7 protein-coding genes are annotated in these 26118 nt (G+C 37.7%); all 7 read left to right on the plus strand.

Annotated elements, in window-relative coordinates; all coding sequences use genetic code 11:
- Positions 1–4 precede the first annotated feature (4 nt).
- From CFPU101_RS00305 to CFPU101_RS25910, 7 genes are read left to right on the plus strand one after another with little or no spacing between them, the layout of a single operon-like run.
- Positions 5–7420, plus strand: a complete 7416-nt coding sequence (locus CFPU101_RS00305) for a type I polyketide synthase (protein WP_206813357.1) — start codon at positions 5–7, stop codon at positions 7418–7420.
- Entirely contained in the window at positions 7417–14946 is a 7530-nt protein-coding gene (locus CFPU101_RS00310; protein ID WP_206813358.1) for a type I polyketide synthase, read from the plus strand. Before CFPU101_RS00305 ends, CFPU101_RS00310 begins: the two co-directional genes overlap by 4 nt.
- Positions 14943–19343, plus strand: a complete 4401-nt coding sequence (locus tag CFPU101_RS00315; protein WP_206813359.1) for a type I polyketide synthase — start codon at positions 14943–14945, stop codon at positions 19341–19343. Before CFPU101_RS00310 ends, CFPU101_RS00315 begins: the two co-directional genes overlap by 4 nt.
- Before the next feature lie 10 nt (positions 19344–19353).
- Entirely contained in the window at positions 19354–20412 is a 1059-nt protein-coding gene (locus tag CFPU101_RS00320; protein ID WP_206813360.1) for an LLM class flavin-dependent oxidoreductase, read from the plus strand.
- Positions 20409–21587 carry an MFS transporter gene (locus tag CFPU101_RS00325; RefSeq protein ID WP_242577696.1) on the plus strand — a complete coding sequence of 393 codons (1179 nt, stop codon included), beginning with the start codon at positions 20409–20411 and terminating at the stop codon, positions 21585–21587. The genes CFPU101_RS00320 and CFPU101_RS00325 overlap by 4 nt, the downstream gene beginning before the upstream one ends.
- Positions 21574–21924, plus strand: coding sequence for a condensation domain-containing protein (locus CFPU101_RS25905; protein ID WP_277988715.1), 351 nt, complete (start codon positions 21574–21576; stop codon positions 21922–21924). Before CFPU101_RS00325 ends, CFPU101_RS25905 begins: the two co-directional genes overlap by 14 nt.
- A gap of 26 nt (positions 21925–21950) precedes the next feature.
- Complete coding sequence (locus CFPU101_RS25910) at positions 21951–26114, plus strand: amino acid adenylation domain-containing protein (RefSeq protein ID WP_277988722.1); 4164 nt, start codon at positions 21951–21953, stop codon at positions 26112–26114.
- Positions 26115–26118: the final 4 nt, after the last annotated feature.

The raw sequence follows: 26118 nt of genomic DNA on the forward strand, positions 1-26118 counted from the left end.
TCATATGACAGATAACGCTCACAATCAACTATCCTCATCACAACGCCTCTTACTAGCCCTCAAACAAGCCCGTTTACAGCTAGAAGCAGTTGAACAACAAAAAAACGAACCCATTGCTATTATTGGGATGGACTGCCGTTTCCCTGGTGGTGCAAATGATCCAGACGCTTACTGGCAACTCTTAGTCAATGGGAGAGATGCGATCGCAGAAATTCCTGAGCAACGTTGGAATGTCGAAGCTTATTACGATCGTGATCCAGAAGCCAAAGGAAAAATGTATACTCGTTATGCGGGCTTTATTGAGCAAGTCGATCAGTTCGATCCTCAATTTTTTGGGATATCTCCACGAGAAGCCATTAGTCTTGATCCTCAACAACGTTTACTTTTAGAGGTTAGTTACTCAGCATTAGAACACGCAGGGCAGTCACCCGAACAATTAAAAGGAAGTCAGACGGGGGTATTTATTGGGATCGGTTTTGATGATTATGCTAAACGGAGTATTAGTTCTGGTGATCCGACTTTAATTGATGCTTATAGCAGTTTAGGGAATACTCGTAGTATAGCAGTGGGGCGTATTGCTTATGTACTAGGATTTCAAGGGCCTGTGATCCAGTTAGATACAACGTGTTCCTCTTCCCTGTTAGCCGTTCATTTAGCCTGCCAGAGTTTGCGTTCAAAAGAGTGTCATTTAGCGTTAGCAGGGGGAGTCAATTTAATGCTATCTCCTGAACCGATGATTGGGTTTTGTAAATTGAAAGCCCTCTCGGTTGATGGACGCTGTAAAACCTTTGATGCCGAAGCGGATGGATATGGACGCGGGGAAGGATGCGGTATTGTTGTCTTAAAACGATTATCTGATGCGATCGCGAATCGAGACAACATTTTATCAATTATATTAGGTTCAGCCGTCAATCATGATGGTCAAAGTAACGGTTTAACTGCCCCGAATGGTTCCGCACAAGAAGCCGTTATTCGTATGGCTTTATCGAATGCTAAGATTAATCCTTTACAAGTTCAATATCTAGAAACTCACGGAACTGGAACCCCATTAGGCGATCCCATTGAAGTTTTAGCGTTAGGAAAAGTATTAAGTGAAGGCAGAAACAAAAACAACCCTCTAAAGATAGGTTCCGTTAAAACTAATTTTGGTCATTTAGAAGCAGCAGCAGGGGTAGCTAGTCTGATGAAAGTCGTACTCTCGCTTCAGCATCAGCAAATTCCTGCCCATCTTCATTTTAATCAACCAAATCCTTATATTCCTTGGCAAAAATTACCGATCGTTGTTCCGACTCAGTTAACCCCCTGGTTAGCAGAAGACGGTAAACGCATTGCTGGAGTCAGTTCGTTTGGCATGAGTGGTACAAACGTTCATGTTATTTTAGCCGAAGCCCCACCGAAAGATGATCAATTTCAGGTTAAGAGCGATGAACGTCCGTTACATTTATTGACCCTTTCTGCTAAAAGTGAAATAGCTTTACAAGAACTGGTTCAACGCTATCAAAATTTTTTGACTCTTGATGTACAACTGGCTGATCTCTGTTTTACGGCAAATACAGGGCGATCTCATTTTGAACATACTTTAGCTGTAATTGCTCAAAATATCAGTCAACTGCGCGAAAAACTCGAAAATTCAGAGATTTTAAAAAGAACTTTACCCAGACAAAAACAGCCTTTAATTGCTTTTCTGTTTACGGGGCAAGGTTCACAGTATGTGGAAATGGGGCGACAATTATACGAAACTCAACCGACTTTCCGCGCTGGGATGGATCAATGTGCAGAAATTTTAGATCTTTATTTGGATACACCTTTACTGGAAATTCTTTATCCAGTACGGAAGAACTCTAATGCGTCTCTACTGGATCAAACCGCTTACACCCAACCTGCTTTATTTGCCTTAGAATATTCTCTAGCCCAATTATGGATGTCTTGGGGTGTTACACCATCGGTTGTCATTGGACATAGTGTAGGAGAATATGTAGCGGCTTGCATTGCGGGTGTATTTAGTTTAGAAGATGGGCTAAAACTGATTGCTCATCGGGGTCGTTTGATGCAAGAATTACCGCAAGATGGTGCGATGGTTGCTGTGATGGCTTCCTTTGAGAAAGTACAAGAGGTTATTCAATCTTATCAGCCACAAATTGTGATTGCAGCGATCAATAGTCCACAAAATATTGTGATTTCAGGACAAAATCAAGTAATAGAACAAGTTATTTTAGATTTAGAACAAGAGGGAATTAAGACAACGCAGCTAAATGTCTCTCATGCTTTTCATTCTCCTTTGATGCAGCCCATACTGAAAGATTTTTCTGAAGTTACGCAAAGTATTAGTTATTCATTGCCACAATTACCGATCGTTTCTAATATTTCTGGTACCATAGCAACTAATGAAATTGCAACGCCTCAATACTGGTGTGATCATGTTTGTCATCCTGTAAAATTTGCACAAAGCATCAATACAGTAGCAAAAGAAAGATGTGATATTTTTCTTGAAATTGGTTCTAAACCTATTTTATTGGGCATAGCAAGAACAATTTTAGATGAAAATCAAAACTCCTATCTGTGGTTACCGAGTTTGCGCCCAACTCAATCAGACTGGCAAACTTTATTATCTAGTTTAGCGAGTTTGTATGTCAATGGCGTTAATATAAACTGGACAGGGTTCGATCAAGATTATAGTCGTCATCGTCTTCCTTTACCGATTTATCCGTTTCAAAAACAAAAATATTGGCTTGAACCCACACAACCAAGAACTTTATTAACGCCCAGTTTAGAGCATCCTTTACTCGGAAGGAAAATTAATCTAGTTAATTCAAATGCTCTCTATTTTGAAAACGAGATTAGTCAAGATTTTCCTAGTTTTCTAAAAGATCATTGCGTATTTGATCGAGTGATTTTTCCTGCGGCTGGTTTTGTGGAAATGGCATTAGCGGCGAGTAAAAGTGTTTTTGGTGATCAGCAATTTTATTTAGAATCTATTTCTATTCAACAAGCTTTAGAATTATCATCGGAACAAACTAAAACTGTACAATTAAAATTAATTCCAGAGAATGAAAATAATTATCGATTTGAAGTTTATAGTCTAAAGGAATTAAACTGGGTTTTAAATGCAAGTGGAAAAATAATTAGTGATCACATTTCTGTTTCTGAGCATCTTGATTTATCTAAAAAAACACCTCAATTTATTGATGCAGAAACTCATTATCAACAGTATCGAGAAAAAGGAATTAACTACGGTCTAAGTTTCCAAGTGATTCAGAATATTTTCATAGATAAAGGACAAGCTCTTGGAGAAATAAAGTTATTAGAACCAAAATCTAACTATCAGTTTCATCCAATTCTTTTAGACGCTTGTTTACAAATTGCTGGAGCAACACTTGTTCAAGAAAATTCACAGAATACCTATTTACCTGTTGGATTAGAACGTTTTATAAGTTATAGTTCTTCCCAGAATTTAACACAATTTTATGCTTATGCTCAAATCCGTTTACGTCAACCGATTTTAACAATTGATATCCAACTTGCTACAGCCGACGGACAAGTTATTGCTAAACTTGAAGGGTTACAACTCAGTCCAATTCAGTCATTGCAAAATTCTTGGGATTGGCTATATCAAATTGATTGGCGACTCGAAAACCTGACTAAATTTTCTGATTATCTCTTGACACCTAAAACTATTTATGCAGGGTTAAAAAATGAGTTAATTGTACCATCTGATTTAAAAAACTATCAAAAACTTATATCTAATTTAGAATCACTTAGCCTTGTTTATATTCTGAACGCTTTTACACAACTTAATTATAAATTTCAACCAAAAACACGTTTTAATCCGATTCAAATAGCACAACAGTTAGGAATTAGCCAGCGTCATGAAAAACTGTTTAACCGTCTTTTAGAAATTTTAGCAGAAGAAAAGATTTTACGACAGATTGAAAATGATTGGGAAGTAGTCCAGTTACCAAATGAAATACATTTAGAAAGTATACAAAGTTCTACTGAACTGACTTTATTAGAACGATGTGGAGCGCATTTAGCAGAAGTTTTGCAAGGAAAATGTGACCCTGTTGAATTACTTTTTCCCCAAGGAGATTTAAGCACCGCTACTGAGTTATATCAAAATTCACTAGGTGCTAAATTGATGAATACACTAATGCAAAAAGCAGTTTTAAAAGCATTAGAAAATAAACCTCTAGGACAAATTGTTAAAATTTTAGAAATTGGTGCTGGTACTGGAGGAACAACATCTTATATCCTTCCTTGTTTAGACGCAACACAAACCGAATATACTTTTACCGATATTTCACCTATTTTTACGACTAAAGCACAACAGAAGTATCAAGATTATTCTTTTGTAAAATACCAGATTTTAGATATTGAGCAAGAGCCAAAATCGCAGGGTTTTAGCGGACAAGAGTATGATGTGATTATAGCGACTAATGTCTTACACGCGACACAAGATCTACAAAATACCTTGTCACACATCAAGCAATTATTAGCCCCAAAAGGTTTAGTAATTCTCTTAGAAGGAACTCGCCCGCTACGTTGGTTGGATCTGATTTTTGGTTTAACTGATGGCTGGTGGCGATTTACGGATACTCAGCTTAGATCATCTTATCCTTTAATATCTTCTCATCAGTGGCAAGAACTTTTAAAATTAAATGGATTTAAAGAAACGGCTGATATTTCTTTTGAGCAAGAATGGCTAGATCAACAGAGTATTATTCTGGCACAAAATGAAGAAATAAGCCAAAAAGATGATTTGAATAATTGGGTAATTTTTGCTGATTTCCAAGGATTATCCGCCCAATTAGCTAAAATTTTAGAAGAAAAGGGCGATACTTGTCGGCTGGTTTTCCCTCATCAAATGAATAGCTTGAATGACTTTAAAGCATTATTTCAAGATCAGCAAAATCTGAAAATTATCTATTTATGGGGTTTAGAATCTCATAAGGCAGAAAATTTAAGTGTAGAATTATTGGCTAATTCAAAAAAAATCTGTGAAAGTCTTTTATATCTAGTTCAATCTATATCTACACCTTGTCATCTTTGGTTAGTCACAAAGGATGCAGTCGCTATAGAAAAAAGTGATCAGATTTCAGGGCTTGTACAATCTCCATTATGGGGTATCGGGAAAACGATCGCTTTAGAATATTCAGAAATCAATTGTCAACGCATTGATTTAGATCCAAAAGCAAGTATAAACGAACAAATACAAACATTATTAACTGAAATTCAAGCGAATACTATAGAAGATCAAATCGCTTTCCGTCATGGTAATCGATATGTCGCAAGATTGGCTCGTTATTCGCCAAAAATAAATACAAATGAACTAAAACAATTAACGATTTCTCAACGTGGAACACTTGATAACTTACAATTGCTTCCTATAACTCGTCGTCTGCCCAAAAGGGGAGAAGTTGAGATTCGTATCCATGCGACAGGACTTAATTTTAGAGATATTCTTAACGTTTTAGACTTATATCCAGGGGATGCGGGGCCTTTGGGGTGCGAATGTACTGGTGAAATTGTCGTAGTCGGAGAAGGTGTTACAGATTTTAAAATTGGTCAGGGCGTAATTGCGATCGCAGGAGCGAGCTTTAGTCATTATGTCACAGTTAATGCGTCATTGGTCGCCCCAAAACCTAAATTTATCAATTTTGAAGAAGCAGCAACGATTCCAGTTGCTTTTCTGACTGCTTATTACACTTTATATTATCTTGCAGGGATTAAAAAAGGGGATTCTGTGCTGATTCATGCTGCATCTGGAGGTGTCGGTATGGCAGCAGTACAAATAGCGAAACTTGCAGGGGCGGAAGTTTTTGCCACAGCCAGTCCGAGTAAATGGGATACTTTAAGGAGAATGGGAGTTAAACACATCATGAATTCCCGTACTCTTGATTTTGCTTCCGAAATACAACAAATTACACAGGGTGAGGGTGTAGATATTGTTCTAAATTCTTTATCAGGGGAATACATCACAAACAGTCTTTCTGTTCTAAAAGAAACAGGAAATTTTATCGAAATTGGGAAAAGTGGTTTAAATACAGAGCAATTTAAACAAATTAAGCCAAATGCGTCTTATTTTATTGTTGACTTGGTGGAACTTTGCCAAAAAGACCCTCAGTTAATTCAGTCAATGCTTCAGCATCTTATACAACAGTTTCAGGAGAGGATTTTAAAACCGTTACCTTATCAGACTTATCCTCTAAAGGAAGTGGTCACCGCTTTTCGTACCATGCAGCAAGCGAGACACATCGGCAAAATCGTCATCACTCAAAACAGCGAATTTCAGTACAGAGGAACTTATCTGATTACTGGAGGTTTAGGCGACTTAGGGTTACTCGTGGCGCGTTGGCTGATTGAAAAAGGGGTACGTCATGTCGTATTAGTAAGTAGGAGTAAGGCAACGGATGAACAATTAGAAGAATTAGCCCAATTTGATGCCCAGATTTTAGTCAGACAAGCGGATGTTACTCAAATCGAACAACTCAGGGCAGTTTTAGCAGAAATCGAACAAAACTTACCACCATTACGAGGAATCATTCATGCCGCAGGTGTACTCAATGATGGTATGCTAGAACAGATGAACTGGTCACGCTTTGAAACAGTGATGGCACCGAAAGTACTTGGGGCGTGGCATCTTCATCATTTAACACTTTCTACACCCTTAGACTGTTTCATTTTATTTTCTTCAGCTACAGCGTTACTCGGTTCACCGGGGCAAGGAAACCATGTCGCGGCTAACAGTTTCCTCGATAGTTTAGCCCATTACAGACAGTCCATCGGATTATCTGGAATGAGTATTAATTGGGGAGTGTGGTCAGAAATCGGAGCAGCAGCAAGAAAACAGGCTAGTTTTAAAGGAATAGGAGTAATATCACCCGAACAAGGACTAAAAATCTTAGAACAATTAATCACAGAAGCGGTGACACAAGTGGGAGTCATACCGATAGACTGGTCACAGTTTCCGAGTAATGCTCCCTTTTTCGCTGATTTTTCGACTCAAGCAACAGTAATATCGGATGAATCATCAGAATTTCTGCAAAAACTACTCACCATACCATTAGAAGAACAACGAGCTTATCTAGCGTCTCATGTTCGTTCACAAATTGCTCAAGTTTTAGGGTTTAATTCTCTAGAAATCGATATGCAAAAAGGATTTTTTGATTTAGGGATGGATTCTTTAACATCAGTTGAGTTTAAAAACCGTCTACAGAATAGTTTAGGAATTACTTTACCCTCAACCGTCGCTTTCGACTATCCTACTGTAGAATCTTTACTCTCATATCTCGCTCAAGAAATTTTAGAAATTAATCCAGTATTAGAAGAAAAGACCGAAGATTTAGCTGATTTGTCTGAAGATGATATCGCTGATTTATTAGCACAGGAACTTTTAGAAATTGAGCAAGGAAAACAACGATGAGCCAAATACCAGATTATCGCTCTTTAATGCAAAATGCCCTATTAGAGCTTCGGGAAATGCGAGCCAAACTTAAGGATTTAGAGGCGGCTAAAACAGAACCTATTGCAATTATTGGGATGGGCTGTCGCTTTCCTAATGCAGAAAATCCAGACGCTTTCTGGCAACTCTTAAAAGAGGGAAAAAATGCGATTACAGAAGTTCCACCAAATCGCTGGAATATTGATGAGTATTATGATCCTGAGCCGAATAAACCAGGGAAAATGTATACTCGTTATGGTGGATTTATTGAGCAGTTAGCAGAATTTGATCCTCAGTTTTTTGGTATTTCACCACGAGAAGTTGAAAGTCTTGACCCTCAGCAGCGTTTATTATTAGAAGTCGCATGGGAAGCGTTAGAAAATGCTGGAATTATTCCGCAAAAGCTTTATGGAAGCGAAACAGGGGTTTTTATTGGAATCAGTAGTAATGATTATTCCCAACAACTTCTCACCCGAAATGTTAAAGATATTGATGCTTATTTAGCTACAGGGAATTCTCATAGTGTAGCAGCAGGTCGTTTATCGTTTACTTTAGGTTTAACTGGCCCCAGTTTAGCCGTTGATACTGCTTGTTCTTCCTCCCTTGTGGCTGTACATTTAGCCGTTAGAAGTTTACTTAATAATGAATGTAATCTTGCTTTAGTCGGTGGTGTTAATCGCATTCTTTCACCCGAATTTAGTATTAATTTTTGTCAAGCTCATATGTTAGCGGCTGATGGACAGTGTAAAACCTTTGATGCTGCGGCTGATGGCTTTGTACGGGCTGAAGGGTGTGGTATGATAGTACTAAAAAAACTATCGGATGCGATCGCAGATCAAGATAATATCCTAGCAGTAATTCGGGGGACAGCGATCAATCAAGATGGACGTAGTAGCGGTTTAACGGTTCCTAACGGCCCATCTCAGCAAAAAGTGATTAAACAAGCGTTAGAAAATGCCAAAGTCTTACCCGAACAAATTAGCTATATCGAAGCGCATGGTACGGGAACCGCTTTAGGAGATCCCATCGAAATAGGGGCAATAGGGGCAGTATTCGGCAAAAATCACACCATAGAACAGCCTTTACTCGTGGGTTCTGTTAAAACCAACTTCGGACATTTAGAAGCAGCAGCAGGGATAGCGGGTTTAATAAAAGTGGTTTTATCTTTACAGCATCAAGAGATTCCACCTCATCTTCATTTCCAAACACCCAATCCTTTAATTAATTGGGATACTTTACCCATTACCATCCCTACAACATCGACTCTTTGGCCAAAAGATGAACAGTTAGCGGGTGTCAGTTCTTTTGGTTTTAGTGGTACAAATGCTCACATTATTTTAGAAGCCGCCCCAAAAGTAGATAAACATGATGTTTTTTCAGATCGTCCAGTTCACCTCTTGACAATTTCATCAAAAAGTGGTAATGGATTAGACGAACTAGCACAGCGTTATCAAAGTTATTTAGTGGCTCATCCTAGTCTCAATTTAGGGGATATCTGTTTTAGTGCCAATACAGGGCGTGCGCACGGCGTGCCTTCGGCAGCGCATTTTCAGCATTGTTTGAGTTTGGTTGCTGCTTCGACGACTGAAGTTATTGAAAAATTAGCCGCATTTCGAGAAAAACAAGAAATTACAGGACTTTATCAAGGTTTTATCGAAAATCAAGAATGTCCTAAAATTGCTTTTCTCTTTACTGGACAAGGTTCACAATATTTAAGAATGGGTGAGGAACTATATCAAACTCAACCATTATTTAGAAACACCTTAAATCATTGTGCTGAAATTTTACGCCCTTATTTAGAGGCACCTTTACTAGAAGTTCTTTATCCCACTTCCTCTAGAAATTTCCTTGATGAAACACAATATACCCAACCTGCTTTATTTGCCCTTGAATACGCACTCTATCAGCTTTGGACTTCTTGGGGGATTGAACCAGATTACGTCATGGGTCATAGTGTAGGAGAATATGTTGCTGCTTGTGTTGCTGGTGTTTTCAGCTTAGAAGATGGACTAAAATTAATTACGACTCGCGCTCGTTTGATGCAAGCTTTACCTCAAATTGGTGAAATGGTCGCGGTTACTGCTTCAGGAAAACAGCTTATTTCTCTGCTTGAACCCTATCAGAAACACGTATCTATAGCGGCTTTCAATGGTGAGAATAATACAGTGATTTCGGGTGAGAAACAAGCAATTTCTGAAATTATTCAGATTTTGCAAGAACAGGGAATAAAGACAAAAAAATTATTAGTTTCTCATGCTTTTCATTCCCCATTAATAGAACCGATGTTAGATGAATTTGAAACTGTAGCGCGACAGATTAATTATGCTACACCTCGATTAAAAATTGTTTCTAATCTAACGGGAAATTTTGTTACTGAAGAAATTGCTGCCCCTCAATATTGGTGCCGTCATATCCGTCAACCTGTTAGATTTAGTGAGGGAATCAATAGATTAAAAGATTGTCCTATTTTTCTCGAAATTGGTGCTAAACCAACACTTATAGGAATGGCGCATCAAATTTTGGATTTACAAAATGAGACAGATTATTCTTGGTTACCCAGTTTACGAATTGGACAAAGTGACTGGCAAAGTTTACTATTTAGTCTAGCAACTTTATCGGTTAAAGGCGTTAAGATCGATTGGTTAGAATTTGATAAAAACTATCCTCGTCGTCGTATAGCTTTACCCACTTATCCTTTTGAACGTCAACCTTATTGGTTCAAACAATCATCTAAACCCCAAGCAGGAAATAAAGCTAATTTTGTCCATCCCTTATTAGGACAAAAATTAAATCTTGCTAAATTAGAATCAATTCATTTTGAAAATGAGTTAGATTTAGATACATTTGCTTTTTTACAAGATCATCGTGTTTTTGATCAGATTGTTTTTCCGATGGCAGCTTATTTAGAAATGGGTATAGCGGCTGCCAAAATTTTAACTAAAAATGAATCATTAGTTATTAAAAACTGTGTGATTCATCAACTTTTAATTCTAGATGGACAAAAACTAATACAATTGATTGTTTCACCTGAATATAATTTTGATATTTTTTCTTTTAATGAAAACTCATCTAATTGGTTACTTCATGGAAATGGACAAATTATAAATGAATCTGTAGAAACACCAAAAATTGATTTAAAAGAAATACAAAAAAAATGCGATAAATCAATTAATGTTAACCGTTATTATGAACAGTTTAAAGAACGAGGGATTAATTATGGTGAAACTTTTCGCGCTATTACTGATCTTTGGCAAAATTCAGAACAAGCATTAGGATATATTAAATTACCCGAACAACTAAAATATAATCTTTCTGATTATCAGTTTCACCCAGTATTACTGGATGCTTGTTTACAGGTTATTGGCGCAACTTTTGAGGAAGATAATTTACATAAAACTTATTTACCTATAGGAATAGAAAGTTTTACAGTCTACCCTTTTTCTACTCCTTTAATGGAGGTTTGGAGTTATGCAGAACTTCAACCATTAACAACAAAAGTAGATTTAAAAATCTTTGACTTAGGTGGAAAAATAATCATCAGTATTGAAGGATTACAATTAAAACTAATCCAATCAGAAACTGCATTACAAGATTGGCTTTACGAAATTCAATGGCGCACTCAAGAACAATTAGAAAATCAGTTTAGTTTTTCTAATTATTTACTAACACCCGAAGCGATTCAAACTAATCTGTCTCCAACCTTTCAATCATTGCTCGAACAACCAGACTTAATAACTTATCAAGAACTTTTATCACAACTTGAAATATTAAGTATTGATTATGTTTTAAAATCTTTTGAAGAAATGGGAGAGCAATTTCAAGAGCAAGATTGTTTGAATATTACAGAAATTACTCAAAAACTCAAAATTAATCACAAATATCTTAAATTATTTAATCGTCTTTTAGAAATGCTAGTAGAAGAAGGCATTTTAGATAGAACCGAACATCAATGGCGAGTGATTAGAAAACCTAAATATTCTCAAATTTCTTTAGATAAATTACTTAAAGTCTATCCACTAGCAATAGCAGAATTAACCTTGCTTGAGCGTTGCGGCTCACATTTAGCAGAAGTCTTACAAGGAAATTGTGAGCCAAAACAATTACTTTTTCCTGAAGAAGATTTAACAACCGTGACAAAACTCTATCAAGACTCACCAGGTGCTAAGGTGATGAATATAATGATGCAAAAGACGGTTACTTTAGCTATAGAAAAAATCATCCCGTCTGGACAAAAAGTTCGTATCTTAGAAATTGGAGCAGGAACAGGAGGCACAACATCTTATCTTTTACCGAATCTAAATCCTACACTAACTGAATATTACTTTACTGATGTTTCTACACTTTTTACTAGCCAAGCACAACAAAAATTTAAAGATTATCCTTTTGTCAAATATCAGATTTTAGATATTGAACGAGATCCTAAAATACAAGGTTTTGATTTAGAAGAATACGATATTGTTATAGCTGCCAATGTTGTACACGCAACCCAAAATTTACGACAGACTTTAACTCATATCCATCAGTTACTATCACCTAGAGGAATACTGGTTTTATTAGAAGGTACACAACCTTTAAGATGGTTTGACCTGATTTTTGGTTTAACAGAGGGTTGGTGGAAATTTAATGATACAGATATCCGTTCTTCTTATCCGTTGATTTCAGCAAAACGCTGGATAGAACTATTAAATAATAATGGGTTTGAGCAAGCAGTTACTCTAACCCCTGATGGTGAATTTACACAACAAGCGGTTATCATTGCCCAAAAAGTAAAAAATTGGTTAATTCTAGCCGATAAACAAGGAACTGCTCAACAGTTGGCTGAAAGTTTACAAAAGACAGGTAATCAATGTATCCTCGTTTTTAGCGGTGAGCAGTATCAAATTGTTAATCAACACGAATATCAAATTAATCCAACTCATTTTAATGATTTTGAAAAGCTTCTAGAGAATTTTAACGATATTCCCCTTTCGATTATCAATTTATGGAGTTTAGATACACCTGAACCACAAAACTTAGATTTAGAAACTCTGAACAATACAACACAAGTCAGTTGCACTAGCACGTTAAATTTAATTCAGTCTTTGCTCAATTCTTCAGTAAAACTCAATTCTCTATACTTAGTCACCAAAGGAGCCATATCTACAGGAAATGATACACACATTTCTGTCGCTCAATCACCATTATGGGGTTTAGGAAAAGTAATCGCTTTAGAACATCCTGAACTTAATTGTAAACGGATTGATTTAGCTCCAGATGCCAGTTTAACGGAACAAGTACACACTTTATTAACAGAACTATTTACCCAGAGTCAAGAAAATCAAATTGCTTACCGTGATTCTATCCGTAAAGTAGCAAGACTCGCTCGTTATCCCAACAAAAACGATAGATTAATCATTCCCCAAACTCAATCGTTTCAATTATCGATTTCAAAAAAAGGAACGCTAGAAAACTTACAACTACAACCCATGACACGTCGTCAACCTGATATTAATGAAGTAGAAATCAAAGTCAGAGCATCTGGACTTAATTTTATCGATGTTTTGGATGCTTTAAGTTTACTTCCGTTTGAACGTAATGGGTTTGGGGTAGAATGTTCGGGGGAAATTGTCGCAGTCGGAGAAGAAGTTAAAGGAATCAAAAACGGTGATTCTGTGATTGCGCTGGCACCATCTTGTTTAAGTCAATATGTGACGGTTAAAGCTGCATTAGTCGTTAATAAGCCAAAATCTCTAACTTTTACTGAAGCTGCGACGATTCCCGCTAATTTCCTCACTGCTTATTACGCTCTCCATCATATTGTTAAGATATCACATGGTCAAAAGATTTTAATCCATGCTGCATCTGGAGGAACTGGAATGGCAGCAGTACAAATAGCTAAACTTGCAGGGGCGGAAGTTTTTGCCACAGCCAGTCCGAGTAAATGGGATACTTTAAGGAGAATGGGAGTTAAACACATCATGAATTCCCGTACTCTTGATTTTGCTTCCGAAATTCAACAAATTACACAGGGTGAGGGTGTTGATATTGTTTTTAATTCCTTATCTGGGGAATTTATCGCCAAAAGTCTCTCTGTTTTACAAGATAAAGGAAGTTTTATCGAAATTGGTAAACGGGAAATTTGGACAAGTGAACAGATACATCAATTGAAGCGAAATGTAAATTACTTTTTAGTCGATTTAATGACGGTTGCTCAAGAAAACCCCCCATTAGTTCAATCAATGCTTGTTCAACTGATGCAACAGTTTCAAGATAAAACGCTTCAACCATTACCCTATCAAAGTTTTCCTATTGTTAAATCGATGGCGGCTTTTCGCACGATGCAACAAGCAAGACACATCGGTAAAATCGTTATTACTCAAAACAGCGAATTTCAGTACAGAGGAACTTATCTGATTACAGGGGGTTTAGGAGACTTAGGGTTACTGGTAGCCCGTTGGCTAATTGAAAAAGGAATTCGTCATTTAGTCTTAATCAGTCGTCGTGAAACTGATTCTAGCATCCTTGAAAAAATCCAAGAACTAGAACAAAAGGGAGCCAAAATACTGATTAGACAGGCGGATGTCACCCAAATTGAGCAAATCAGGGAAGTTTTAGCAGAAATCGAACAAAGCTTACCACCACTACGCGGGGTGATTCATGCGGCTGGTGTACTTGATGATGGTGTTTTAGAACAAATGAACTGGTCACGCTTTGAAACAGTGATGGCTCCCAAAGTCCAAGGCGCATGGCATCTTCATACCCTAACTCTTTCTACACCATTAGACAGTTTTATCTTATTTTCTTCGGCTGCATCGTTACTCGGTTCACCAGGGCAAGGAAACCATGTCGCGGCTAACAGTTTTCTCGATAGTTTAGCCCATTATAGGCAGTCCATTGGATTATCTGGAATGAGTATTAATTGGGGAGCGTGGTCAGAAATCGGAGCGGCAGCGAGAAAAGAGGTTAGTTTTAAAGGAATAGGGGACATCGCACCAGAACAAGGACTAAAAATCCTAGAACAGTTAATCACAGAAGCCGTAACACAGGTGGGAGTCATACCGATCGACTGGTCACTGTTTCCGAGTAATTATCCCTTTTTCGCTGATTTTAGTGAAAATAAGATACAGCCCAAACAACAATCTGATATTTTGCAACAAATCATCGCAAAACGTGGTAGTGAGCGTCAGGCATTTTTAATCGCTTATTTACAAGCAGAAATTGGTAAAGTATTAGGACTGCCAGCAACACAACTTCCTCAACAAGAGCAAGGATTTTTTGATATTGGTATGGACTCTCTAATGTCAATTGAATTAAGAAATCGTTTAGAATCTAACTTAGGTCTAAGCATTCCTGCCACAGCCATCTTTGAATATCCTACGATTAAAGCCCTATCTCAGTATATTATTGAGAAAGGTTTGCAATTAGCAGACACACCCTTGAAGATGCTTGCACCTACCGAAGTATCAGCATCCATAACCCAAGAATTAGAAGAACTAGAGGCATTATTGGGCAAGAAGCAACAATCATGAACGAACTATCTTTAGAACAATCACAGCGTATTTTAGCAGCACTGCGAGAAGCACGTACCAAACTCGAAGCCGTAGAACGCGACCAAAATGAACCCATTGCGATTATCGGTATGGCGGGAAAATTCCCAGGAGCGAGAAATATTGAGGAATTCTGGCAAAATCTTCGCAAAGGGGAGATTGGTATTCAATTTATCGAGGATAATGAGTCTGACAACCCGAACTATGTTAAAGCTTATTCTAGTTTTGAGGATATAGACCATTTTGACGCGGCTTTTTTTGGCTATTCTCCCAGAGAAGCAGAAATTATTGACCCTCAACACCGAGTATTCCTCGAATGTGCTTGGCAAGCTTTAGAAAATGCGGGTTATGACTCCGATCGCTATTCAGGTACAATAGGAGTCTATGCGGGGGCTGCTTTAAACAGCTATTTAATTAACCTTCATTCTCAGCCACACCTTAGGGAAAACATCGATAATGTACAGGTTGTGGTTAGTAATGTGATGGGTTTGATGCCAACACGGGTTTCTTATAAACTAAACTTAACAGGGCCAAGTTGCGGTATTCAAACAGGATGTTCAACCTCATTAGTCGCGGTTCATCTTGCCTGTCAAAGTTTGCTAAACCGAGAATGTGATACAGCCTTAGCAGGTGGCATTACTATTAGTTCTTTCGGAAAAACGGGCTATTTGTATCAAGAAGAGGGTATCGCGTCCCCTGATGGTTATTGTCGCGCTTTTGATGCCGATGCCCAAGGAACAGTATTCGGTAATGGTGTTGGGGTGGTTGTTCTGAAACGTCTATCAGTTGCTTTAGCTTCTAGAGATACTATCTATGCAGTGATTAAAGGTTCTGCCATTAATAACGATGGTTCTGAAAAAGTAGGTTTGACGGCTCCTAGTGTAACAGGTCAAGCAGCAGTGATAGAATCGGCTTTAAATAAGGCTGGTATTTCACCAGAAACGATTAAGTATATCGAAACACATGGTACTGGAACCGCATTAGGTGACCCCATCGAAATCGCAGCCCTGAATAAAGCTTTTGGTAAGTATACTAATAAAAAGGGATTTTGTGCGCTGGCATCGGTTAAAACAAATATCGGACATTTAGATGCCGCCGCAGGAATAGTCGGATTAATCAAAACGGTTCTGTGTCTTAAACATCAGCAAATCCCACCGAGTCTTAATTTTACCCGTCCTAACCCAAAAATTGATTTTCAGAATAGCCCTTTTTATGTCAATACTCAGTTAAAGGAGTGGTCGAAAAATGGTATCCCCAGACGGGCGGGAGTCAGTTCGTTTGGTATGGGTGGTACTAATGCTCATGTTATTTTAGAAGAGGCTCCAGATTTAACAAATGTGCAAAATTTGCACTCTCAGCAACAGAGAAATTATTATTTACTGATGTTGTCCGCTAAAACCCAGACTGCTTTAGAAACAGCTACCCTTAACCTCACGCACTATCTACAGCAGCATCTTGAACTTAATTTAGCTGATGTGGCTTATACCCTGCAAATGGGTCGCCGCACTTTTGATTATCGTCGCATGGTTGTTTGTCAAAATGCGGATGCTTTATTATCTTCAGATAGCTTAACTCAGTATCAACAATCAAGTCCTAAATCTGTAGCTTTCTTGTTTTCAGGGCAAGGCAGTCAATATATTAATATGGGTCGAGATTTGTATGAAACTGAACCGATATTTAGAGAATCTGTTGATAGTTGTTGTGAAAAGCTGAAATCTTATCTAAATTACGATTTACGAGAGGTACTATACTCTAATTTGGGTTCTGTTACCAAACCCCTACAAGAAACGGCTGATGTACAACCCGCTTTATTTGTAATTGAATACGCCCTAGCTCACCTTTGGATGTCTTGGGGTATTCAACCAACCGCCATGATAGGTCATAGCATCGGTGAATATGTTGCCGCTTGTCTGAGTGGTGTCTTTTCCCTAGAAGATGCTCTAAAACTGGTTGCTATTCGAGGCCAACTGATGCAACAATGCACGTCTGGGGCTATGCTTTCTGTTTCTTTAAGTACGGAAAAAATTAAACCTTTACTGACACAAGATTTAGTCATTGGTGCTAGTAATGCTCCCGAATTATGTGTAATATCAGGTACGATCGCAGCAATTAATGATTTAGAAAATCAACTTATCGAACAAAATATCCCTTGTCGTCGTCTCCATACCTCCCATGCGTTCCACTCCCCGATGATGGAGCCAATTATTGCCAAATTCACCGAAGAAGTACGCAAAATCAGCCTAAAATCACCTGAAATTTCCTTGATATCCAACGTTACTGGGACTTGGATGACTGCAGAACAAGCCACAAATCCTAGCTACTGGGGGCAGCATCTCAGACAAACAGTCCGTTTTGCTGAAGGTATCGCCAAATTACTAGAATCTAAGCCGATTTTCCTCGAAATTGGGCCAGGACGAACCCTTACCACATTTGCACTAAGAACCCAACCCGAAGTTACTGCAATTACTTCTTTACGTCATCCTCAAGAAACAACCTCAGATGTTGCTTTTATCCTCAATTCTCTGGGTAAACTTTGGTTATCGGGTGTTGAAATCGATTGGACAGGATTTTATACCCACCAACAACGACAACGTATACCCCTACCGACTTATCCCTTTGAACGTCAACGCTACTGGATTGAGAATAAACCGCCCGAAAAACCACTATTAAAAACAGAATTAACGAATTACTTCTATCTTCCAACATGGAAACGCTCAAAACTCTTAAATTTACCCAATAATCAGCAAACATGGCTTCTTTTTAGCAACGATGAAGCTAAAGCAAGTCAATTAGAACCAGAAAATCAAACCGTTATTACTGTCAAAAGTAAAGAAAAATTTGCTCAAATTAGTGAGAAAGCTTACAGCATAAATTGCCAAAATAGTCAAGAGTATGATCAATTATTACAGAAATTGGAGAAAATCCCAGAAGCGATCGTTTATTCTTGTGACAATGATTTTGGCTTTGATGGTTTACTCTATTTAGTGCAAGCCATACACCGACAACAAATTACAACACCCATTCAAATCACAGTTATTACCCGTAATCTATATGATGTTACGGGAACAGAAACAATTAATCCGACTCAAGCAACGATTTTAGGACTGTGTAAAGTCATTCCCCAAGAATTTCCTCATCTAACCTGTCGTCAGATCGATCTTGAAGACAATACACCTATACTAACCGAACTTAATCAAGGGACAGAACCAGTAGTTGCTTATCGGAATAACCATCGTTGGGTACAGACTTTTGAACCCATACCCTTATCCGAGTCCCAAACCATACGCTTACAACAAAGAGGAACTTATTTGATTGCAGGAGATTTAGTTGGGGGTTTAGGGTTAATGTATGCTCAATATCTAGCCCAAACCGTCGTCGCTAAATTGATTTTAATCGGACAATTGCCCTTTCCCCAAAAAGAACAATGGGAAACGTGGTTAGTTACTCATGGACAACAAGACGAAATCAGTCGCAGTATTCGTTCATTACAAGCCCTAGAAGCGGCTGGAACCGAATTTAGTTTTTTTAGTGTTGATTTAGTAAATGAAGCCCAAATAAAGGAAATTATCGCTTGTACAGAGGAAATTCACGGAGTGATCCATGCCGATTTAATGGGCGATCGCTATAGTTGTTCAATTCTGGATCTAACTACTGATGAGTGCGATCGGATCTGGCATTCTAAGATTCAAGGATTACAAGTATTAGAAAAGGCTTTGCGCGGAAAAAACCCCCATTTCTATCTACTACAATCCTCCCTGTCGTCAGTCGTTGGCGGAGTGGGATTTGCGGCTTATGCGGGGGCTAATGCTTTTATGGATGCCTTTGCCCATCAACAGAACCAAAAAAGTTCAATTCCTTGGTTTAGTGTGAACTGGGATGCCGTACACGAAACGAATAGTAACCAAATAACAGGTCTTGATTTAGTTGATTTTGCCCTAACTCCAGATGAAATGTGGGAAGTAACCCAACGGATTTTAGCTTGGGCAACCGTTCCACAAATCGTTGTTTCTGCTACTGATTTACAAACCCGAATCAAGCAAAGCATTACGCCAAAATCTTCCACCGAAGATCATACAAGACCTCACTTACAAACAACCTATGTTCCTCCCCGTAACGAAACTGAACAAAAAATTGCTGCTGTTTTGCAAGAATTACTCGGTATTGACAAAGTGGGCATTCACGACAATTTCTTTGAATTGGGGGGTCATTCTTTACTCGCAATTCAAGCGGTTTCTAAACTTAGAGAAACCTTAAATGTCGAACTACCGATGCGAGAATTTCTCTTTGAATCGCCCACAGTAGCAGGAATCGCCAGAATTATTACCGAGTCGCAAGAAAAAGCAATTGCTGAACTCTTAGAACAAGTAGAAAATCTTTAGGATGGTGAACATGGATTTTAGTTTATTTTATTTCGATGGTGATGGCTCAGTAGCTCAAGCGGATCAATATCGACTGTTGATCGAAAGTGCTAAATTTGCCGATCGCAATGGCTTTGTAGCCCTTTGGACACCCGAACGACATTTTCATGCTTTCGGGGGGTTGTATCCCAATCCATCCCTTACAGGTGCCGCTTTAGCCATGGTGACCGAACGAGTACAATTACGAGCAGGCAGTGTAGTAGTACCTTTGCACCATCCTGTCCGTATTGCCGAGGATTGGGCAGTCGTGGATAATCTTTCCAATGGTCGGGCGGCGATCGCATTTGCTTCAGGTTGGACAATGGACGAATTTATTCTTTCTAGTGACCCCCATGCCAATCGTAAAGCGAATATGTGGCGAGGGATCAAAGCAGTACAAAAACTCTGGCAAGGTGAAGCGGTAGACTTTCAGGATGCAACAGGAAGAACTGTCAGCGTCAAAACCCTACCGAAACCCCTACAACCTCATTTACCGACTTGGATCACCTGTCAATCTCCAGAAACCTTTTTAGAAGCGGGAAAAATGGGGGCTAATGTTCTGACTTCTTTATTAGGGGGAACCCTTGAAGAACTTACACCCAAAATTAAGCTATATCGACAATCTTTGGCGAAATACGGACACTCAAAGGGAAAAGTAGCATTAATGTTACATACTTTTTTAGGGGAAGATGTCGATCAGGTTAAAGAAAAAGTCAGACAGCCTTTTTGTAATTATCTAAAAACCCATTATGACTTACTAGATAATTTAGCCAAAGGAATGGGCTTAAAAGTCGATCTCAAAAGCTTTTCTGAAGATGACTTAGAAAGTTTACTACTTTTTGGGGTCGAAGGATTTATGAAAGGGCGCTCATTAATTGGTACCCCATCAAGTTGTCTACCTTTTATTGAACAAATACGACAAGCAGGGATTGATGAAATTGCGTGTTTAATCGATTTTGTCCCCGATTTTGATTCTGTGATGGACAGCTTACCTTATTTAAAGCAATTACAAAATGCCTGTCAAGTTCAAGCACTCGGTGTAGGGTCATGAAAAAATTGATGGGCAACATACACCGTAACGTCTGGATTCTGGGTTGGGTTAGTTTGCTGACTGACTTTGGAACCAAGATGATTCAATCGATCTTACCGTTATTTTTAGTCTCTACTTTGGGCGCAAATTTAATAACTGTTGGCATGATTGAAGGAATTGCTGAAGCAACCGCATCGGTACTCAAGATTTTTTCGGGTACTTTGAGTGATTATTGGGGAAAACGCAAAGAATTAGCCATCGCAGGATATGGATTATCGGCGATCGTGATTCCGCTTTTTGCGTTAGCTAATAACCCCGTGTGGATTTTAATAGCGCGGTTTGGCGATCGTTTTGGCAAAGGGTTACGAGTCGCTCCCCGAAACGCTTTAGTCGCTGATGTCACCAAAGCAGAACATCGTGGGGCTGCCTATGGGTTTAGACAGTCCCTAGATACCATTGGAGCCTTTTGTGGGCCATTGGCTGCGATCGTTCTTATGTACTCCACTGGACAAAATTACCGCTTGATTTTTTGGTTGGCTATCATTCCAGCGTTTTTATCAGTTTTGTTGTTAGTGGTAGGTATCTCTGAACCGCCTAAATCCGTTCAACACAAACAATCACCTTGGAAATGGGACAATTATCAACACTTAGGGAGAGATTATTGGCTCTTACTCTTAGTTGCTTTAGTGTTTAATTTAGGCAATTTCAGTGATGCGTTTTTGCTTTTGCGGGCTAATCAAGTTGGAATTTCTCCCTCACTCGTCCCCCTTTCTTTAGTAGTGATGAACCTAATTTACTCTCTCAGTGCCTATCCTGTCGGTTTGTTATCCGACCGTATAGGTCGAATTGGTCTTCTAAGTAGTGGTTTTTTGCTGTTTGCCCTAGTCTATCTCGGTTTTGCTTTTGCTCAGAATCCTATACAGATTTGGGTGCTATTTAGTATATATGGTTTATATTTAGGATTGAGTCAGGGAATCTTGTTAGCCTTGGTCGCTGATCATACTCCTGTAGCTTTACGGGGTACGGCTTTTGGACTCATGAGTTTAGTGATCGGTATTGCTTTATTACCCGCGAGTGGGTTAGCTGGTTTTTTGTGGCAATCAATTAATCCACAAGCTCCTTTTTTAGCGGGAAGTCTTTTCGCCATCATTTCTTTATTTATTTTATTACTAACAATTAAAGATGAACGCAATTAAAGATGAATTAAATAAAAGGATTGCTGCCCTTTCTCCCGAGAAAAGAGCAATTTTTGAGCAAAAATTAAAAGAAATCAATTTACCACAAAAAAAAACAACCATTACTAAAAGAGCCGATCTCAATTCTTGTCCCCTATCATTTGCTCAAGAACGATTATGGTTTCTCCATCAGTTAGATCCAAGTAATGCAGCTTATCATATTCCGATCGCTTGGCATTTTACAGGAAAATTAGATATTCAAAAATTACAAGATAGCTTGAATACAATTATTCAAAGACATGAATCTTTAAGGACTCGTTTTCCTTTTATTGATGGAAAACCTATCAAGATATTTTAAATAATTTAATCATAAAAATACCAGTTATTCATCTAGCAAAAGAACAAGTTCAACAATTTACCAAAGAAGAAGCACAACGACCTTTTAATTTAGAAACTGGGCCACTTTTGCGAGTTACTTTACTGCAATTAAATCCACAAGAATCGATCTTATTGATTATTTTTCATCATATTATTGCTGATGGTTGGTCAAGAGGAATTTTCTTAAAAGAATTAATAACTTTGTATAAATCAGATCAATTACCTGATTTACCGATACAATATGTTGATTTTGCGGACTGGCAACGACAATGGTTAACGGGTGAAGAAATTAAAAAACAGTTAGCGTATTGGAAACAACAATTAGCTGATCTACCAGTCCTAAATCTTCCCACTGATTATCCTCGCCCTGTTGTACAATCGTTTCGAGGAGCCAGCCAATCTTTTAATTTATCTAAGCATTTGACTGATTCTTTAAAACAACTTAGTCGTCAAGAGAGGGTAACTTTATTTATGACCTTATTGACGGCTTTTAATATTTTGTTACATCGTTATAGTGGTCAAGATGATTTAGTCATTAGTTCACCGATCGCTAATCGAAATTACTCAGAAACAGAAGGAATAATTGGCTTTTTTGTCAATACTTTAATTTTAAGAAATAATCTTTCTAGAAATCCAACATTTTTAGAATTATTAAAACGAGTAAAAGAAATCACAACAGGAGCTTATAAACATCAAGATTTACCGTTTGCTAAATTAGTTGAAGATTTACAGCCTGAACGGAATTTGAGCCATAACCCTTTATTCCAAGTGATGTTTCAGTTACAGAATGAAGCTTATCAATTACAAAATTCACCTTCTCCAGAATTGGCAATCCCTAACCTTAAACTAGAACAGTATTGGATTGAACTTGAGTTTACTAAATTTGATTTAACTTGGCATCTGATCGAACAAGAAACAGGAATTTTAGGAGTCATTGAATACAGTACCGATTTGTTTAAAACTGAAACAATTACCCGAATGTTTCAACATTTCCAACAATTACTATCAGGGATTATTACTAATCCACAAAAGAGACTATCAGAATTAACTTTACTTTCGCCGACAGAACAACATCAATTATTAATTGAATGGAATAATACTAAAACAGATGAAACCTTAGATTTAGTTCATCAAATTTTTGAAAAACAAGCCGAGAAAACGCCAAATAATATCGCCGTTGTTTGTGGAAATCAAAAACTCACTTATCAAGAATTAAACCAAAAAGCAAATCAACTTGCTCATCATCTTCAAATATTAGGGGTTAAACCAGAAACTTTAGTGGGTATCTGTTTTAAGCGTTCTCTAGAAATGGCGATCGCTATTTTAGGAATTCTTAAAGCGGGTGGTGCTTATGTTCCACTCGATCCAACTTATCCCCAAGATCGTCTAGCTTATATGTTAGAAGACTCGAAGGTTTTCTTACTCTTAACTCAAACAGAATTATTAGAAATTTTACCCCAAAATCAGACTCAAATTCTTTGTTTAGATACTAACCATCCCGTAGAGGTTTGGTCTGGTGACCCATCACAAAACACAAATATTAATGCCGATAATTTAGCCTATGTAATCTATACATCTGGATCGACTGGAAAACCGAAAGGAACCTTATTAACCCATCGTGGATTAATTAATTATTTAACTTGGGCAATTCAAGAATATAATGTGAGTGAAGGCGAAGGCTCCCCCGTACAATCCTCTATCGGTTTTGATGCCACAATTACCAGTTTATATACCCCTCTACTCGTCGGTAAAACCGTTGTTTTATTACCTGAAGAACAAGAACTAGAAGTCCTTAATACAGACCATCATTATAGTTTACTTAAATTAACCCCTGCTTATCTCGGAATTCTCAGCCAATTTCCGCAAAAAGCGCAAACCAATGCTTTAATTATTGGGGGTGAAGCCTTATTTGGAAATCATCTAACTTTTTGGCAGCATCAGACCCCAAATACCCGTTTAATCAACGAATATGGGCCGACTGAAACCGTCGTTGGTTGCTGTGTCTATGAAGTGCAAAAACCTGTAACGGGTTTGGTTCCGATTGGTAAAGCGATCGCTAATACACAACTCTATATTTTAGATCGTTACTTACAACCTGTGCCGATCGGTGTCCCTGGGGAATTGTATATCGGGGGTGCTGGTGTAGCAAGGGGTTATCTGAATCGTCCAGATTTAACCGCAGATAAGTTTATCCCTAATCCTTTTTCTAGCGGTAGATTATATAAAACAGGAGATCAGGCACGATATTTATCTGACGGTAACATCGAATATTTAGGAAGATTAGACGAACAGGTAAAAATTAGGGGTTTTCGGATTGAATTAGGGGAAATTGAAGCGGTTTTAGCACAACATCCCGATATAACAGAAGCTTTTGTAACAGTACATGAAGATACGCAGGGAAATAAACGTTTAGTCGCTTATCTTGTTCCATCTACTCCTCAAAATCTGCGTGATTTCCTCAAAAGCAAACTACCCGACTACATGATCCCATCAGCGTTTATCCCTTTAACTACCTTTCCCCTAACCGCTAATGGCAAAATTAATCGTAAAGCTTTACCGAGTCCAGATTTATCGACTACGACAGCTTCTTTAGTGTTACCTCGTACTGCTAATGAAGAGATTTTAGCGCAAATTTGGGCTGAAGTTTTAGGACGTGAATCGATTAGTATTCATGATAACTTTTTTGAATTGGGTGGAGATTCAATTTTAAGCATTCAAATTATTGCTAAAGTGAATCAAAAAGGTTTAAAAATTACTCCAAAACAGCTATTTGAACATCAAACGATCGCACTTCTCGCCGCAGTAGCACAAACGGTTACCGCTACACAAATTGAACAAGGAATTGTTATAGGTAATGTTCCTCTCACACCGATTCAGGAATGGTTTTTTAAGCAAAATTTAATTGAACCTCACCATTATAATCAATCTGTTTTGTTAGAATTAAGTCCTCAAATACAGCCACAGCTTTTAGAACAAGTCATACAAGAATTATTAATACATCATGATGCGTTACGTTTACGATTTACACTTTCTGAGACTGGTTGGCAACAGTTTAATATTGCACCTGATGAAAATATCCCTTTGACAATTATTGATCTTTCGGGACAGCCAAAAGAAAAAATAGAAGAGATAGCGACTCAGATTCAAGCGAGTCTTAATTTAACAGATGGGCCGATTTTTCGAGGTGTTTGGTTTGATTTTGGCGAGGAACAATCAAGTTATTTATTATTAGTCATTCATCATTTAGCAGTAGATGGCGTTTCTTGGCGTATTTTACTAGAAGATTTAGCAACAGGATATCAACAGTTAATCAATAATAAAAAAATACAATTACCAGCAAAAACGTCCCCTTATAAAGATTGGGCTAATTATTTAATTCAATTTGGTGATTTAAGAGAAACAACAAATAATATATTTAGTAATTTACCAGTTGATTATTCTAATGGAGATAATACTGTAGCTTCGACTGCTCAAATTATTACTTCTTTAACCGTTGAAGAAACCCAAGCTTTACTTAAAGATATTCCACAATTTTATCAAACACAAATTAATGATGTTTTACTAACAGCACTTGCTCAAGCATTTACTCAATGGACGGGACATTCTGATTTATTAGTTGATTTAGAAAGTCATGGCAGAGATACTGATGAATTTGATTTATCTCGTACTGTTGGTTGGTTTACTACAATTATTCCTCTTTGTTTAGATTTAACTAATCTTAAAAAAATAGAAGATTCTCTTAAAAGTATTAAAGAGCAATTGCGCCGTAGTTCATTGAAAATGAGTTTTAATTTACAATCAAATTCAGAAGTTATTTTTAATTATTTAGGTCAATTAGATCGAGTACCATCCAGTTATCCAATTTTAAGTTTAGTCAATGAATTACAGGGAGCAAGACGTAGTTTTCGGCAGAATCGTTGTTATTTATTGGATGTAAATAGTTTGGTGATTGAAGATAAATTACAAGTGAATTGGATTTATAGCAAAAATATCCATCAACAAAAGACCATTCAAAATTTAGCTAATAATTATATTATTGCTTTAAAAGCTATTATTACACATTGTCAGACATTAGAAACAAAAGTGTATACACCCTCAGATTTCTCGGCTGCCAAATTAGAACAAAAACAGCTTGACCAATTTTTAAACAAAATTAATAAGAGGAAATAAATTT

The organism is Chroococcus sp. FPU101, assembly GCF_017312365.1.
Classification (GTDB): domain Bacteria; phylum Cyanobacteriota; class Cyanobacteriia; order Cyanobacteriales; family Microcystaceae; genus Chroococcus.